The organism is Citricoccus sp. (assembly GCF_035445025.1).
Classification (GTDB): domain Bacteria; phylum Actinomycetota; class Actinomycetes; order Actinomycetales; family Micrococcaceae; genus Citricoccus.
In genome coordinates, this window is the sequence record NZ_DAOMPX010000009.1 from 23243 (window position 1) to 37896 (window position 14654).

20 protein-coding genes are annotated in these 14654 nt (G+C 72.5%); 8 read left to right on the plus strand and 12 right to left on the minus strand.

What is annotated here, in order from left to right:
- Positions 1-10 precede the first annotated feature (10 nt).
- The 4 genes from ygfZ to PLJ28_RS04960 form a co-directional block, all read right to left on the minus strand.
- Positions 11-1168 carry a CAF17-like 4Fe-4S cluster assembly/insertion protein YgfZ gene (gene ygfZ, locus PLJ28_RS04945; protein WP_324589932.1) on the minus strand — a complete coding sequence of 386 codons (1158 nt, stop codon included), beginning with the start codon at positions 1166-1168 and terminating at the stop codon, positions 11-13.
- The gene (locus PLJ28_RS04950; RefSeq protein WP_010143215.1) at positions 1165-1788 is read right to left on the minus strand and encodes a nitrobindin family protein; all 624 of its coding nucleotides are present in this window, start codon (positions 1786-1788) and stop codon (positions 1165-1167) included. The genes ygfZ and PLJ28_RS04950 overlap by 4 nt, the downstream gene beginning before the upstream one ends.
- Before the next feature lie 132 nt (positions 1789-1920).
- The gene (locus PLJ28_RS04955; protein ID WP_298043347.1) at positions 1921-2277 is read right to left on the minus strand and encodes a hypothetical protein; all 357 of its coding nucleotides are present in this window, start codon (positions 2275-2277) and stop codon (positions 1921-1923) included.
- 20 nt (positions 2278-2297) lie between these two features.
- Positions 2298-3065, minus strand: coding sequence for a hypothetical protein (locus PLJ28_RS04960; protein ID WP_324589933.1), 768 nt, complete (start codon positions 3063-3065; stop codon positions 2298-2300).
- Positions 3066-3163: 98 nt separating this feature from the next.
- On the opposite strand from PLJ28_RS04960, the gene PLJ28_RS04965 reads away from it, so the two are divergent.
- The 8 genes from PLJ28_RS04965 to asd are packed head-to-tail and all read left to right on the plus strand — an operon-like array spanning position 3164 to position 9047.
- Positions 3164-3865, plus strand: a complete 702-nt coding sequence (locus PLJ28_RS04965; protein WP_183527609.1) for a winged helix-turn-helix transcriptional regulator — start codon at positions 3164-3166, stop codon at positions 3863-3865.
- A gap of 9 nt (positions 3866-3874) precedes the next feature.
- Positions 3875-4852, plus strand: a complete 978-nt coding sequence (gene mshD, locus PLJ28_RS04970) for a mycothiol synthase (RefSeq protein ID WP_298044998.1) — start codon at positions 3875-3877, stop codon at positions 4850-4852.
- Positions 4853-4900: 48 nt separating this feature from the next.
- Positions 4901-5887 carry an NUDIX hydrolase gene (locus PLJ28_RS04975; RefSeq protein ID WP_183527614.1) on the plus strand — a complete coding sequence of 329 codons (987 nt, stop codon included), beginning with the start codon at positions 4901-4903 and terminating at the stop codon, positions 5885-5887.
- A 14-nt stretch (positions 5888-5901) separates the two neighbouring features.
- A complete protein-coding gene (locus PLJ28_RS04980) occupies positions 5902-6243 on the plus strand; it encodes a GNAT family N-acetyltransferase (RefSeq protein ID WP_183527615.1) in 342 nt (113 codons plus the stop codon).
- A gap of 38 nt (positions 6244-6281) precedes the next feature.
- A complete protein-coding gene (locus tag PLJ28_RS04985) occupies positions 6282-7085 on the plus strand; it encodes a thymidylate synthase (protein ID WP_183527616.1) in 804 nt (267 codons plus the stop codon).
- Positions 7075-7638, plus strand: coding sequence for a dihydrofolate reductase (locus PLJ28_RS04990; RefSeq protein WP_010143202.1), 564 nt, complete (start codon positions 7075-7077; stop codon positions 7636-7638). The genes PLJ28_RS04985 and PLJ28_RS04990 overlap by 11 nt, the downstream gene beginning before the upstream one ends.
- The gene (locus PLJ28_RS04995; protein ID WP_183527617.1) at positions 7635-7856 is read left to right on the plus strand and encodes an NF038396 family protein; all 222 of its coding nucleotides are present in this window, start codon (positions 7635-7637) and stop codon (positions 7854-7856) included. The genes PLJ28_RS04990 and PLJ28_RS04995 overlap by 4 nt, the downstream gene beginning before the upstream one ends.
- Positions 7857-7865: 9 nt before the next feature.
- On the plus strand, positions 7866-9047 hold the full coding sequence (asd, locus tag PLJ28_RS05000) for an aspartate-semialdehyde dehydrogenase (RefSeq protein ID WP_324589934.1): 1182 nt from the start codon (positions 7866-7868) through the stop codon (positions 9045-9047).
- Positions 9048-9136: 89 nt separating this feature from the next.
- Here asd and PLJ28_RS05005 read toward each other — a convergent pair whose 3' ends face one another.
- The 8 genes from PLJ28_RS05005 to nirD all read right to left on the minus strand — a co-directional run bounded on the left by PLJ28_RS05005 (position 9137) and on the right by nirD (position 14508).
- The gene (locus tag PLJ28_RS05005) at positions 9137-10177 is read right to left on the minus strand and encodes an aldo/keto reductase (RefSeq protein ID WP_183528549.1); all 1041 of its coding nucleotides are present in this window, start codon (positions 10175-10177) and stop codon (positions 9137-9139) included.
- Entirely contained in the window at positions 10174-11232 is a 1059-nt protein-coding gene (locus PLJ28_RS05010; RefSeq protein ID WP_183527619.1) for a UDP-N-acetylmuramate dehydrogenase, read from the minus strand. The genes PLJ28_RS05005 and PLJ28_RS05010 overlap by 4 nt, the downstream gene beginning before the upstream one ends.
- Entirely contained in the window at positions 11229-11645 is a 417-nt protein-coding gene (locus PLJ28_RS05015) for a MaoC family dehydratase (protein WP_183528551.1), read from the minus strand. The genes PLJ28_RS05010 and PLJ28_RS05015 overlap by 4 nt, the downstream gene beginning before the upstream one ends.
- A 2-nt stretch (positions 11646-11647) precedes the next feature.
- On the minus strand, positions 11648-12094 hold the full coding sequence (locus tag PLJ28_RS05020; protein WP_183527620.1) for an FAS1-like dehydratase domain-containing protein: 447 nt from the start codon (positions 12092-12094) through the stop codon (positions 11648-11650).
- A 119-nt stretch (positions 12095-12213) separates the two neighbouring features.
- Positions 12214-12888, minus strand: coding sequence for an S-layer homology domain-containing protein (locus PLJ28_RS05025; RefSeq protein WP_183527621.1), 675 nt, complete (start codon positions 12886-12888; stop codon positions 12214-12216).
- A gap of 302 nt (positions 12889-13190) precedes the next feature.
- The gene (locus PLJ28_RS05030) at positions 13191-13409 is read right to left on the minus strand and encodes a hypothetical protein (RefSeq protein ID WP_298044823.1); all 219 of its coding nucleotides are present in this window, start codon (positions 13407-13409) and stop codon (positions 13191-13193) included.
- A complete protein-coding gene (locus PLJ28_RS05035) occupies positions 13358-14113 on the minus strand; it encodes a sirohydrochlorin chelatase (protein WP_183527623.1) in 756 nt (251 codons plus the stop codon). The genes PLJ28_RS05030 and PLJ28_RS05035 overlap by 52 nt, the downstream gene beginning before the upstream one ends.
- The gene (gene nirD / locus PLJ28_RS05040; RefSeq protein ID WP_298044824.1) at positions 14110-14508 is read right to left on the minus strand and encodes a nitrite reductase small subunit NirD; all 399 of its coding nucleotides are present in this window, start codon (positions 14506-14508) and stop codon (positions 14110-14112) included. The genes PLJ28_RS05035 and nirD overlap by 4 nt, the downstream gene beginning before the upstream one ends.
- Positions 14509-14654 lie beyond the last annotated feature (146 nt).

Genomic DNA, 14654 nt, shown 5'->3' on the forward strand with positions numbered 1-14654 from the left:
GCCGACCCGCCTACCGGGTGCCGCGGCGCACGAAGCCGGTGGCCCGGCCGACGGCCTTGCCGGCCTGGGGCGAGACGACGACCTCCTGGGCGGCCGCGGTGAAGGACCAGCCGTCCTCGGCGTTGCCCTCCCGCACGAGCAGCTCGGCCTCGGGGTCGGTGTTGCGCTTGAGGATGGCCAGCGCGATCGGGCCCATCTCGTGGTGCTGGGCGGCCGAGGTGAGCGTGCCCACGGACCGGGCGGTGCCGGCCTCGGCGGTCCCGGACTCCGGGCGCACGACCACGTCCGCACCGGGCTCCGGCAGGGTGTGGCCCGAGCCGTCGAGCTGCAGGAACGCCAGGCGGCGCGGCGGGTGGCCGAGGTTGTGGACCCGGGCGATCGTCTCCTGACCCTTGTAACAGCCCTTGTTCAGGTGGACCGCCGTGCGCACGAGGTCCACCTCGTGCGGGATGGTGCGGTCATCGGTGTCCACCCCGTGGCGGGGCCGCAGCGCCGCGATGCGCAACCCCTCGGCGGCGAGCACGCCGGCCAGGGTGAAGCCCTCGGGCAGGGCACCGAGCTCGGAGACGGGCACGAGGTACTCGGACCAGGACCAGTCCGCGGCCGGGTGCCGAGCCGGGTCGGGGTCCACGGTGTACGGGAAGCCGCCCTCGCCGATGGCCGGCCAGGGATCGCGCCACCGGACGACGTCGTCCCGCTCGTCCCACGCCGGCACGTCACCGGTGGTGCCGATCACCGCGATCTCGCCGGTCCGGTCCGCGATCTCCACGCGGGAGGCGAACTTCATCCTGGTCAGCCAGTCGGCCAGCCCCAGGTTCTCCCCCGGTTCCACGGTGAGCCAGGTGGTGGCGCCGTCGTCCACGAGGTGGCAGTCGAACTCGATGCGGCCCTGGACGTCCAGGAACAGCGTCTCCGTGGAGGTCCCGGGCTCCACCCCCCGGTCCAGCCGCTGGCTGGTCAGCACGTGCAGCCAGGTCAGCCGCTCCGGGCCGGAGACCGTGACCACGCCGCGGTGGGACAGGTCCACCACCGCGGTGCCGGCGGCCAGCGCGCGCTGCTCGGCCACCGGCTGGCCGTAGTGCGCGGCCACCGGGGTGTCGGGACCGGTGCCGGCCACCGCGCCGTGGACGGCGTCCGGACCGGACAGCAGGGGCGAGGTGTAGGTCATCGGGGCAGTCTTCCCTGGGTGCGGTCGGGCATCCGGTCGAGGATGGCCGAGGCGTGCGGGTGCTCCTCGCCGCCGGCCGTGGCGTCCCAGCGCCAGAACAGCTGGCCGTTGACGAGCCCGAGGATCCGGGAACCGCCCTCGTAGGGCCCGGCGGCGGAGCCGCGCAGCACGGAGTCCGTGCGCAATTGGACCTGGGGGCCCTTGATGACGCCGTAGTACAGCTCCGTCAGGGACCCGGGGTGGGTGATCTGCGCCGTGATGGGGAAGCTGTCGTCCTGGCGCCGGTACGTCTCGACGTCCTCGGCGGACCGCAGGGTCGGCACCACGTCACCCGGGGACATCCCGGGTCCGGGATCACCGTCGCGGCGTTCCCGGTCGAGTGCCCAGAACCCGGACTCCACGGTCAGCGGGCGCAGCAGCGTGCCGTCCTCCTCGCAGAGCCACGACTCGGCGCGGTACTCCAGGAAGGGCAGCTGGTGGTCCGTGAAGTCGACCCGCTGGTAGAAGATCTCGCTGTCGCTGTCCCCGGCTCCCAGCCGGCCCTGTCCCTCCCAGGAGCCGATGAGCCAGGACAGCGGAGCGAGCTCCGGCGTCAGGTCGAAGGGCAGTTCAGTGGGCACGGGGAAGGATCAGCGCTGGCCCTTGTACAGGCCCGAGACCACGAGGACGGCGAACGCCGCCATGGCCAGGCCCGCGATGACGAGCAGGACGGTGAAGAAGACCTCAAGTGCAAGAATCGACATGCGGACATCCTACTCCAGCCGGGTTCCCTCGGCGTCCCGGCCTGCAACGTGACGACCATGCCGGACCTTGTCCAGCCAGTCCGCCACGAACTCGTCGGCCGGGTAGGTGTCCAGGTCCCCCTGCAGGGCCTGCAGCACCTGGTCCCCGGACTCGGCGTCCGGCACGTCGATGCGCAGCATCTCCTCGCCGTCGCGCTTGCGGCGCACCACCACGGAGGCCCCGACCACCCCGGCCCCGTAGCCGCCGAGGACCTGGGTCAGCACCCCGCCGACGAAGCGGAAGACCCGCTCCACCGGGTCGTCGCCACCCTCCTCGAGGTCCACCGAGTACAGCTCGTTGGCCATCGGTCCGGTCTCGTTCGTCATCACGTGCCTCCTTCCGCCGGTCAGCCCGGCATGATCCTGATCACAAAGTACGCGAGCAGCCCGGCCAGGGCCACGGGCGCCACTCCCAGCGCGACGGCGGCCCGGTTGCCCACGGGACGCCCCCGTCCACCGTCCGGCGCGGTGTGCCCGCCGAGCACCGATCCCAGCGCACCGAGCACGCCGGCCGTCACGGCCGCCGGCGGGTACAGCCCGGGCAGCACGAGCGCGAGCGCGAGGGGGGCGAGTCCGGCCAGCAGCACCGCGAGCAGCGCGTCCCAGGGCCCGGGCAACCGGGCCATCCCGGCCACGGCGGCGAGCGCGAGCGAGACGGCCAGGGAGAGGGTGAGGGCGCCGGCGTCGTGCCGGGCGACCGCGGTCCAGCCGGCGACGGCGCACACGACCACCACGCCGGCCACCGTCCCGGCCGTGGACTCCAGCCGCTGGGGGCGGCCGTGGCCGCGGAACAACTGGACCAGGAAGGCGGCCACCGTGCCCAGGGCCAGGCAGATGGCGACCGGCTCGATCAGCGATCCGCCGAAGGACCGGCGGGGGTCACCGGCCTCGGGGACCGGCCAGAGGGCCACGGCCCAGGTGGCGGCCAGTCCGGAGGCCAGCAGCACGGCGGTCAGGGAGCGGCGGGCCGGGGCGCCGAGCAGCTGGGGCCAGCCGAGCGCCACGGCGACCACCAGCACGGACCCGGTGACGGCCGCGGCCCACGCGCCCAGCGCGCCGACGCCCACGAGCAGGGCGGCGACCACGGCGGTGACCGCCAGCAGGGGATGCTTCACCCTTCCATCCTGCCATCGCCGCACCCGACCTCGCCGCTGCCTGCCCCGCGCTTCCCTATACTGACGTGCGAACCTGCTTCAGACGTCGAGGAGGCCAGATGGCCCGGTTGCTCCTGCTGAGCGGCTCGACCGCGCCGGTCCTGGAGGCCCTGGCGTTCCTCGACCACCGCGTCACGGTGGCTCCGCCGCGCGCCGAGTCACTGCTGCGCTCCCCGGAGACCGACGTCGTGCTGGTGGACGCCCGCCGTGACCTGGCCGGGGCCCGCGGGCTGTGCCAGGTGATCCGCACGTCCTCCCCCTCCATGCCCGTGGTGCCGATCCTGACCGAGGGCGGACTGGCCGCCCTCTCCCCCGGGTGGGGTACGACCGACTTCCTGCTGGACACCGCCGGTCCCGCCGAGGTGTCGGCGCGGTTGCGGCTGTCCGTCGCCCGGGCCGCCGAGGACGCCGGGGCCACCGGACCGGGTGCCGAGGCGCCCATCCGCGCCTCGGGCGTCAGCGTGGACGCGGCCAGCTACACCGCGAAGGTCCACGGCGAGCCGTTGAACCTCACGTTCAAGGAGTTCGAGCTCCTCAAGCACCTCGTCCAGCACCCGGGCCGGGTCTTCACCCGCGAGCAGCTGCTGCACGAGGTATGGGGCTACGACTACTTCGGCGGCACCCGCACCGTGGACGTGCACGTGCGGCGGCTGCGGGCCAAGCTGGGCCCCGACCAGGAGCAGCTGATCGGCACCGTCCGCAACGTCGGTTACCGGTTCGTGCCCCGAGAGAGCGAGCCCGGTCAGGGCCCCAACGGCTAGTGTTGGGCCATGAACCGCACTGACCCGACCCCCGAAGCCCCCGAGGCCCCGGCACTGACCGTCAGTGCCGGCCGCCTGGACCCCCGGGCCCTGCACGACCTGCGTGCCCTGGCCGACGCGGCCGAGGCCGCGGACGGCAATCCCCCCTTCTCGGACCAGACCTGGGTGGAACTGCGCACCACCGACGACCCGGAGCGGGTCCGCACCGTGACGGCCTGGCTGGACCACTCCCCCGGGCGGGAGGGGGAACTGGCCGGTGCCGCCGTCGCGATCTCGGCCGACCAGGGCCCGGGGGTGCTGGAACTGGTGGTGCACCCGAACTGCCGCGGCCAGGGGGTGGCCACCGCGATGGCCACCGAGCTCTCCGACCTGCTGGACCGTGAGCCGCTGCAGGCCTGGGCGCACGGCAACCACGCCGCCGCCGCCCGGTTGGCCGAGCAGTTCGGCTACACCCCGGTGCGCGAGCTGCTGCGCCTGCGCCTGACCCACCAGTCGGACGCCGACGCCGCGGCGTGGAACGAGGACCTCCCCGAGGGCGTGACCGTCCGGTCCTTCGTGCCCGGTGACGACGACGCCGCCTGGCTCGCGGCGAACGCCGCGGCCTTCGCCGACCACGCCGAACAGGGCGCGATGGACCAGACGGACCTCGACGCCCGGAAGGCCGAGGCCTGGTTCGACCCCGAGGGGTTCCTGCTCGCCGTGGACGCCGACGGGTCCCTGCTCGGCTATCACTGGACGAAGATCCACCCCGGTGCCGACGGGCACCCGCCGCTCGGTGAGGTCTACGTGATCGGCGTGGTCCCGGCCGCGCAGGGACGCGGCCTGGGGCGGTTGCTGACCGTGCTCGGCATCCGGTACCTGCAGCGCCGGGGCGTGGACGCGGTGATGCTGTACGTGGACGCGGACAACGCGTCGGCCGTGCAGCTGTACCGCAAGCTCGGCTTCACCCGCTGGGACACCGATGTGATGTACGCCCGGTCATCCTGACGTCGACCCGCGGTCACCCGATGTTCACCTCCCGGTAGGATCACGAGAATGCCCAGCACCGCTGCCCGCTCCACCGCCTCGTTCCACGATCCCGAGCCCACCGCGGAGATCCTGGCCGCCGGGGTGCTGCCGTGGCGGGTCAACGGCCGGGGCCTCGAGGTGCTGCTGATCCACCGGCCGGACTACGACGACTGGTCCTGGCCCAAGGGCAAGCTCGACGACGGCGAGACCCTGCCGGAGTGCGCCGTGCGCGAGGTGCGGGAGGAGATCGGGCTGGACGTGGAGCTCGGCCTGCCGCTGCCGTCCACCCACTACACGGTCAACGGGGGCACGCCCAAGGAGGTCTGGTACTGGGCCGTCGAGGTCGCGCGCCAGAGCCCCCAGGTGGACGGCAAGGAGGTGGACCGCGTCGAGTGGGTGAGCGCCGAGCAGGCCCTCGAGCAGCTCACCAACGCCTCCGACGTCGAACCCCTCACGGTGCTGATCGCCGCGCACCGGGAGCGCACGCTGCGCACCGTCCCGTTCATCGTGCTGCGGCACGCCAAGGCCAAGCCCCGCTCCTCGTGGTCCCGCGCCGAGGGGGCCCGGCCGCTGGCCCCCACCGGCCAGCGCCAGGCGCTGGCCGTGCGCCGGCTGCTGGGCGTGTGGGCTCCCCGCAAGATCATCACCTCCCCCTGGCGGCGCTGCGTGGAGACGGTGACCCCGTACGTCAAGGACACCGGCCGGGGACTGAAGGAGAACGGCGCGTTCACCGAGAAGGCCGTGAAGTCCAAGCCCAAGCGGACCGGCAAGGAGGTCGACTCACTGCTGGCCAAGGTGCGCGCGAGCGTGCTGTGCACGCACCGGCCCGTGCTGCCCGTGGTCCTGGACGCGCTCACCGGCCGGGCCGCCCGGGAGGGCCGGGACGCCGTGCTGGCCGCCCTGCCCCGCAAGGACCCCTACCTCAAGCCCGGCGGCATGATCGTGGCCCAGCGGGCCGTGGACGCCGGCGGGCGGATCGTCTCGCTGGAGGTCTACGACGTCTGGGACGACTGACGTAGGGTCATCCCATGAGCAGCCAGGACACCCCCAAGATCGTCCATGACGACCTGCGCGTCGTGCGCGACCCGGACCGGGGCCGGATCGAGTTGTGGCAGAAGGAACAGTTCATCGGCTTCCTCGGCTACACCGAGCAGACCGTGGACGACCAGACCGTGGTCGTCCTGCAGCACACCATCATCGACGAGGCCTTCGGCCGCCGCGGGTACGCCCGTGCCCTGGTGACGATCGTGCTGGAGCGGCTCAAGGCGGAGGGCTTCCTGATCGTGCCGGAGTGCAGCTACGTGCAGGACTACCTGCGGCGGTACCCGGAATACCAGCCGATGGTCTACGAGGGTCAGCTGCAGGACTGACGTCCGCCGACCCCCAGACCGCGCCGTAGACTGCTGGGGTGAGCATTCCCACCCCCTACGAGGACCTCCTGGCCGATGTCCTGGCCCACGGGACCGTCAAGGAGGACCGCACCGGCACGGGCACGTACAGCGTGTTCGGCCGCCAGCTGCGTTACGACCTCGGTGAGTCCTTCCCGCTGATCACCACCAAGCGGGTGCACTTCCGGTCCGTGGCCCTGGAACTGCTGTGGTTCCTGCGCGGAGAGTCGAACGTGCGCTGGCTGCAGGAGCGCGGCGTGAGCATCTGGGACGAGTGGGCGGACGCGGACGGTGAGCTCGGCCCGGTCTACGGGGTGCAGTGGCGCTCCTGGCCGGCCCCGGACGGCGGGCAGATCGACCAGATCGCCCGCGTCGTGGAGTCCCTGCGCACCCATCCGGACTCGCGCCGGCACATCGTCACCGCGTGGAACCCGGCCGAGGTGGAGAAGATGGCCCTGCCGCCGTGCCACGCCCTGTTCCAGTTCTACGTGGCGGACGGCCGGCTCTCCTGCCAGCTGTACCAGCGCTCGGCCGACCTGTTCCTCGGCGTGCCGTTCAACATCGCCTCCTACGCCCTGCTGACCGTCATGATGGCCCGGCAGACGGGCCTGGAGCCCGGCGAGTTCGTCTGGACCGGCGGGGACTGCCACATCTACTCCAACCACGTGGACCAGGTGCGCGAGCAGCTGGCCCGCACCCCCTACCCGTACCCGCGGCTGCGCCTGAACCGGCAGCCGGAGGACATCTTCTCCTACGCGTACGAGGACTTCGAGCTGGTCGACTACCAGCACCACCCGACGATCAAGGCCCCCATTGCCGTCTGACGAACACCCCGGCCAGCACACCCCGTCCCGGATCGGCATGATCTGGGCCCAGACCCCCGACCGGGTGATCGGAGCCGACGGCGACATGCCGTGGCACGTGCCCGAGGACCTGAACCGCTTCAAGGAGCTCACCCACGGCCACCCCGTGATCATGGGCCGCAAGACCTGGGACTCCTTCCCCGCGAAGTACCGGCCGTTGCCGGGACGGACCAACATCGTGGTCTCCCGGCGTCAGGCCACCGCGAGCCGGATGCGGGACGCCGGCGCCGTCGTCGTGCCCGGTTTCCAGGAGGCCCTCGAGGCCGCGCACGAGGCCGACGGGCTGGACCTCATCTGGGTGATCGGCGGGGCCACGCTCTTCGAGCAGGCCCTGGACGTGGCCACCCTGGCCGAGATCACCCTGATCGACACCGACGCCGAGGGTGACACCTTCGCCCCCGAGCTGGACGCCCGGTGGACCCGGACCGCCGTGGACCCGGCCACCGGGGCGCACCGGTCCCGCACCGGTCCGGCCTACCGCTACGAACGATGGGAACGACAGGACCGACCATGAGCCTGCTGCTGAACAAGACCACCCTGACGTTCATCGCCTTCGTCGCCTGCCCCGTGCTCGGCCTGGTGACCGCCGTGATGGGACTGATCATGATCCTCTCCGGCGACGTGATCCCCGGCGTCGTCTTCCTGGTGGTGCTCACCCAGGTGTTCGTTGTCGGCGGGATCTGGGCGACGAGGAAACGTAGCTCACTGCTGGAGGACGGGTCCGGCCAGTAGACTGCGGGCATGGTTTCCCCCGAGTCGACCGAAACGGCCCCCTCTGTCCTGACCTCCGACACCGCCGGCACCCCCACCGTGGGGCTGATCGGCTGGCGCGGCATGGTCGGTTCCGTCCTCATGCAGCGCATGGAGGAGGAGGGTGACTTCAGCCGTGTCAACCCCGTGTTCTTCTCCACGTCCTCGGCCGGGCGCCCCGCGCCGGTGTACCAGGGCATGGACGGTGACGCCGGCGTCCTGCAGGACGCCTATGACATCGACCTGCTCGCCAAGCTGCCCGTCATCCTGACCACCCAGGGCGGGGACTACACCTCCGAGGTCTACCCGAAGCTGCGGGCCGCCGGCTGGGACGGGATCTGGATCGACGCCGCCTCCACCCTGCGCATGCAGGACTCCTCCATCATCGTGCTGGACCCGGTCAACCGCGGCGTGATCGACGCCGGCCTGTCCAGCGGCATCAAGGAGTTCGTGGGCGGCAACTGCACCGTCTCCTGCATGCTCATGGGCCTGGGCGGACTGTTCAAGGCCGGTCTCGTCGAGTGGGGCACCGCCATGACCTACCAGGCGGCCTCCGGAGGCGGCGCCCGCCACATGCGCGAACTGCTGACCCAGTTCGGCACCCTGAACTCGGTGGTCTCCTCGGAACTGGCCGACCCGGCCTCGGCGATCCTGGAGATCGACCGCAAGGTCCTGGCCGCCCAGCGCGACGGCACCCTGGACGCCTCCCAGTTCGGCGTCCCTCTGGCCGGGTCCCTGATCCCGTGGATCGACAAGGACCTGGGCAACGGCATGTCCAAGGAGGAGTGGAAGGCCGGGGCCGAGACCAACAAGATCCTGCGGACCCAGACCCGGATCCCCTTCGACTCCCTCTGCGTGCGCATCGGCACCCTGCGCTCCCACTCCCAGGCCCTCACCCTGAAGCTGACCCAGGACGTGCCGCTGGACGAGATCGAGCAGATCATCGCCGGTGACAACGAGTGGGTCTCCGTGGTGCCGAACACCAAGGACGCCTCCGTGGAACAGCTGACCCCGATCGCCGCCTCGGGGTCCATGGACATCCCCGTGGGCCGGCTGCGCAAGCTGGACATGGGCCCGGAGTACCTCTCCGCGTTCACCGTGGGCGACCAGCTGCTGTGGGGCGCCGCCGAGCCGGTGCGCCGCATGCTGATGATCGCCACCGGGAACCTCTAGGACACGGCCCCCTCCCCCACCGACCGACGGCGGCGGGCACCCCCGCCGTCGTCGTCCCGGACCGGAAACGTGCCGGAGCCGGGCCCGGACTAGATCGAGGAGGACACGTCCCAGAGGTTGATGGTGGACTCCCGTCCGGCCACCCGGTCGATGCGGTCCAGTTCGGCGTCCGTGAAGACGGTGTTCGCCAGCGCGCCGAGGTTCTCGTCCAGCTGCGCCGTGGAGGAGGCCCCGAGCAGCACGGAGCTCACCCCGCCCTCGCGGAGCAGCCAGGCGATGGCCAGCTGGGCCAGGGTCTGGCCGCGCTCGGCGGCCAGACCGGCCAGGGCGCGCACCGTGGCCAGGTTCTCCTCGGTGACGTGACCGGCCAGGGAACCGCGGCCGCCGCTGGGCACGGCACCGGCGTCGTCCAGGTACTTGTCCGTCAGCAGCCCCTGGGCGAGCGGGGTGAAGGCGATCGAGCCCATGCCCTCCCGCGCCAGGGTGTCCAGCAGCGCGTCCTCCACCCAGCGGTTCAGCAGCGAGTAGGCGGGCTGGTGGATGACCAGCGGGGTCCCGAGCTGCCGGGCGACGGCGGCGGCCTGGCGGGTGCGCTCCGCCGAGTACGAGGAGATGCCCACGTAGAGGGCCTTGCCCTGCCGCACGAGGGTGTCCAGGGCGCCGACGGTCTCCTCCACCGGGGTGTGCGGATCCGCGCGGTGCGAGTAGAAGATGTCCACGTACTCCAGGCCCATCCGCTCCAGCGACTCCTCCGCCGAGGCGATGAGGTACTTGCGCGACCCCAGGTTCCCGTACGGCCCGGGCCACATGTCCCAGCCGGCCTTGGACGAGACGATGACCTCGTGCCGGTACGGGGCGAGGTCGCGGCGCATCATCCGCCCGAAGTTCTCCTCCGCGGCGCCGTAGGGCGGACCGTAGTTGTTCGCCAGGTCGAAGTGCGTGATGCCGTGGTCGAAGGCGTGGCGCAGGATCTGCCGCTGGACGTCGAAGGGCCGGTTGTCCCCGAAGTTCCACCACAGTCCCAGGCTGATCGGGGGCAGGTGCAGGCCGCTGGTGCCCACGCGGCGGTACTCCGTGGAGGAGTACCGCTCCGGAGCCGCCACGTAGGGACGGTGACTGTCCGGGATCACAGCGCGCACCCCACCAGCACCGGCTCGGGGTGCAGCCGCACGCCCCAGGCCCGTTCGACGCCGTCCCGCACCGTGCGCGCGACCGCCAGCAGGTCCTCGGTGGAGGCCTCCCCCCGGTTCGTCACGGCCAGCGTGTGCTTGGTGGACAACGACGCGCGGCCGTTCGCCAGGTGCCGCTCCGCCTCCCCCAGCCCGTAGCCCCTGCCGAAGCCGGCGTGCTCGATCAGCCAGGCGGCCGAGAGCTTGACCCGGCCCGGTCCCGCGCCGAATGCCGGAGCGCCCTCCGGCAACCGGGCCCGGACGGCGTCCGGGACGACGGGGTTGGTGAAGAACGACCCGGTGGACCAGGTGTCGTGGTCGGCCGGGTCCAGGACCATGCCCTTGCCCGCGCGGAGGGACAGCACCTCCTGGCGCACGAGGGCCAGGGGCGCCGTCTCCCCCTCCCGCACGCCCAGGGCCCGGGCCAACTGGGCGTAGCGGACCGGGGCGGCGGTTCCCGCGCTCCGGAGCCTGAAGTCCACGGAGAGCACGATCCAGCGCGGGGTGGTCGCCTCCGGATCCTCCAGCAGGGACCTCTTGATCACCGAGTCCCGGTAGCCGAAGCCGAGGTCGGCGTTGGCCAGTTCGACGACCCGGCCGGCCTGCCGGTCCCAGGCGCGGACCGAGACCAGGGCCTGGGAGACGTCCGCCCCGTAGGCGCCCACGTTCTGCACGGGCGTGGCCCCGGCGGACCCGGGGATGCCGGAGAGCGCCTCGAGCCCGGACAGGCCGTGCCCGACGGTCCAGGCCACCGCCCTGTCCCAGTCCTGTCCGGCGGCCATCCGCACGGTGTCGGCCGAGCGCTGCTCGATGCCGGCGAACGCGAGCTGGACCACGGTGCCGGGGAAGCCGGCGTCGGCCATCAGGGTGTTGGAGCCGCCGCCGAGCACGAGCAGCGGGCTCCCGGACTCGTCGGCCAGGCGGATCGCCGAGATGGCGGCGGCCTCGGAGGTGGCGGTGACCCAGTGGTCGGCGGGCCCGCCCACGCGGCTGGTGGTGTGGTCCGCCAGCCTCACGGCTGGTCCACCCGGACCACGGCCTGCGCCTTGGTCAGCACCCGCGCGCCGTCGTTGCCGGGGTCGGTGACGGTCAGGTCGATCCGGGCCGTGCCGGCCTCCGCGTCCACGGCCCCGACCTTGCCGGTGACCTCCAGGGTGGCCCCGCCGTCCTCGGGGACGGGGACCATCTGGGTGAAGCGCGTCTGGTAGTCGAGGATCCGGCCGGGGTCCCCGCACCAGTCGGTGACGAGCTGCACCGCCGCCCCCATGGTCAGCATGCCGTGGGCGATCACGCCGGGCAGCTCCACGGAGCGGGCGGTCGACTCGGACCAGTGGATCGGGTTGAAGTCCCCGGAGGCACCGGCGTAGCGGACCAGGTCCGCGCGGTCGAGGCGGATGGTGGTCGAGCCGATCGAGTCGCCCTTCTGCATGCTCATTCCTCTCCGCGGACCAGCAGGGTGGACCGCACGGTGCTGACCGGTTCCCCGGCCGTGGTGGCGATGTCCGCGCGCGTGGTGACCATCGAGTGCCCGCCCAGGGACTTGACCGTCTCCACGGTGGCGGTGGCGACCAGTTCGTCACCGGCCACGATCGGCCGGTGGTGGGTGAAGCGCTCGTCCGCGTGGACCACCCGGGAGAAGTCGATGCCGGAGTCCGGGTCCTGGACGACGGCCTGCTCTGCGCGCTGGGCCAGGACCACCGCGAAGGTGGGCGGGGCCACCAGGTCCGCGTGGCCGAGCGCGCGGGCCGCCTCGAGGTCGGAGTGGGCCGGGTGACCGGCCTTGACGGCCGCGGCGAACTCGCGGATCTTCTCCCGCCCCACGGCGTAGGGCTGGGTCGGCGGATAGCTCCGCCCCTGCAGGTCCGGGTTCACGCTCACGGGTCGGTCCTCCTGGTGACGGGGTGGTCGGCGGCCGCTGTCCAGACTACCCGCGCCCGGACACGACGTGACGCCACCCCCCCGAGGGGGATGGCGTCACGTACTCGTGCCGGAAGGGGTCAGCCGAACGCGTGGTAGCGCTGCATGAAGGCCGAGATCTCCCCGCGGGTGATCGGATCGGACTGGTTGAAGTTGCCCTGGGTGTCCCCGACGGTGATGCCCTTCGAGGCCAGCCAGGTGATCGCGTCGTAGTTCGCGCCGCCCGGGTTGAGGTCCTCGAACGGCGAGGTCTCCGGGGAGACGTGCCGACGGGGCTCGTCCCAGCGGTACAGGAACGCGGCGAACTCACCACGGGTGACCGCCCGGGAGGTCTTGAAGGTGCCGTCGGCGTAGCCGGCGGTGACCTCCTCGGCGGACGCCCAGGTGATCGAGGCGTAGTACGCACCACCGGCGTTGACGTCGCTGAACGGCGACTCGTCCGGCGACTCGAAGTCCTCCGGATCGATGTACCGGTACAGGAAGGCCGTGGTCTCCCCACGGGTCACGTTCTGGTTCTTCCGGAACGTGTTGTCCGTGTAGCCGACGGAGATGTCATGACGGGCCATCCACCGCACCGGCGTGAAGAACGCCGACCCGCGAGGGTTGTCCGTGAAGTTCCCGCTATGACGATCCGGCTCCGGCGGGGTGTCCCCCGGATCGGTGGTGCTGGCGAAGCCCGGGGCGGCCATGGCGCCGGCCAGGACTGCCGTGAGGCCGATGGCGACTGCCCCAGAAAGGCGACGGTGGTTTTTCATGAGACGACCCTTCGCTGAGATGGTACTGACGCCGTCATTCCATCCCTCCGCATCCCACCGTGTCAAGCGTCACATTGCGCCGACTTGCAGGTTTCCGATAACATTCGCGCACTGCGGCACCCCCGTGGCCCGGATGGCCTCCTCCGGGCCATGGGGCGCTGCCACGGGCCGCGTCCGTCCCGTTGAACGTGTCCCGCTCGACGGTCGCCGGGTGTCCTCGTCGACGGCGGTGACCCCGCCCGGGCCGGTCCGGGTGAGGGCCTCCCCGCGGCCACTGCGCCAGGGCGTGCGGGACCGGACGGTCACCGGTGGCGGCGGCGGGCGTCCCGGATCCGCAGGACCTGGGCGGCCAGGTGCGTGATGAGGCCGGCGCCGATCAGCCCGATCGCGCCCCACTGCAGGGGCGTGAGGGTGAGGGCTCCCCCGAGGACGGAGAGCAGGATGCCGGACAGGATGAGCCCGGTGCCGGTCAGCAGCGTGATGCGGTAGGCCCTCGAGCCGTTCTCCCAGGGATTGAACACCCCTCCACGGTAGCGCGGTACCGGCTGACCACGAGGTCCGCGAGCTCCACCGGCACCGGTCCCGACTCCCCGAGCAACGGGGCCGTGGTGGCCGCCGCTCCGGCCGCGGCGGCCTCGGCGACCAGCCGGGACTGGAAGTACCCCGGCGCCAGCAGGTAGCTCAGCACCAGCACCGGCCGGGCGGGGTCCTGGCGGCAGGCGGTCCCGACGGCGGTGGCGACCCCCGGCCGCGCGGCCGAGAGGTAGGCGTCGGTCACCTCGGTGCCCAGCCGGGCGGCCACCCGCGCGGCGACGGCACGGCAGTCGGCGACCGCACCGGCGTCGGTGGATCCGGCCGCGGCCAGCACCACCCGGTGGTGACCGCGCACGAACCCGGAGCCCAGCGCCCGCCGCGCCAGCACCTCCACCAGCCGCTCGTCCGGGCCCAGCGCGCCGGCCACCGGGAGCCCGCCGGCGGCCTCGCGCAGGTCCACCTTCACGTGATACCCCGCGGAGAGCAGCACCGGTACGACGACGGCGGCCCGGCCCGGCGGAAGGGCCGCCACCACCTCCCCGACCGGCGGTGACTGCACGTCCACGTGGGTCAGCAGGACCTCCGCCGGGGTCCGCGTCCGCACGGCCCGGGCCAGCGCGGTGATCCGTTCCTGCCCTGCGGGGTCGGCCGTGCCGTGGGAGACGGCGATGAGGGCCGGCCGGTCCCTCACGCGGCGCGCACCTCGACGATCCGGTCGCGGACCCGCACCGGGAAGGTGGCGAGCCGCAGGGCCGGGTCGGTGAGGCACTGGCCCGTGGCGAGGTCGTACACCTGCTTGTGCAGGGGCGAGGCCAGGGTGGGCCGGCCCTGCCGGGAGCCGACGATCCCGCGGGCCATGACGGGGGCGTTCGCGTACGGGTCCCAGTGCGAGACGGCGAGGACCTCGTCGGAGGGCAGCCGCACGACGGCGAGCTGCTCCCCCGCAACGAGGGCGGCCTCGGCCCACAGCGGCTCGAGCCGGTCGAGGGGACACACCGGGTGCCAGGCGGCGGCCGGCTCGGATGCCGTGGCGGTGCCGGTGACGGCGTGCGGGGCGGACGCTGGGTGGGTCGCGGTGAGGGTCATGGATCCACCGTAGGAAACGCGTGTTTCCAGGGGGTCACCCGTGATGTTTCGCCCGTGCAACGGTGTCCTCTCCTCCGCGGCCGCCGCCTGGTGAGGGGGGCGTCACCCAGCCGTTACACCGGGGACACGGTGGGGAAACGGCCCCC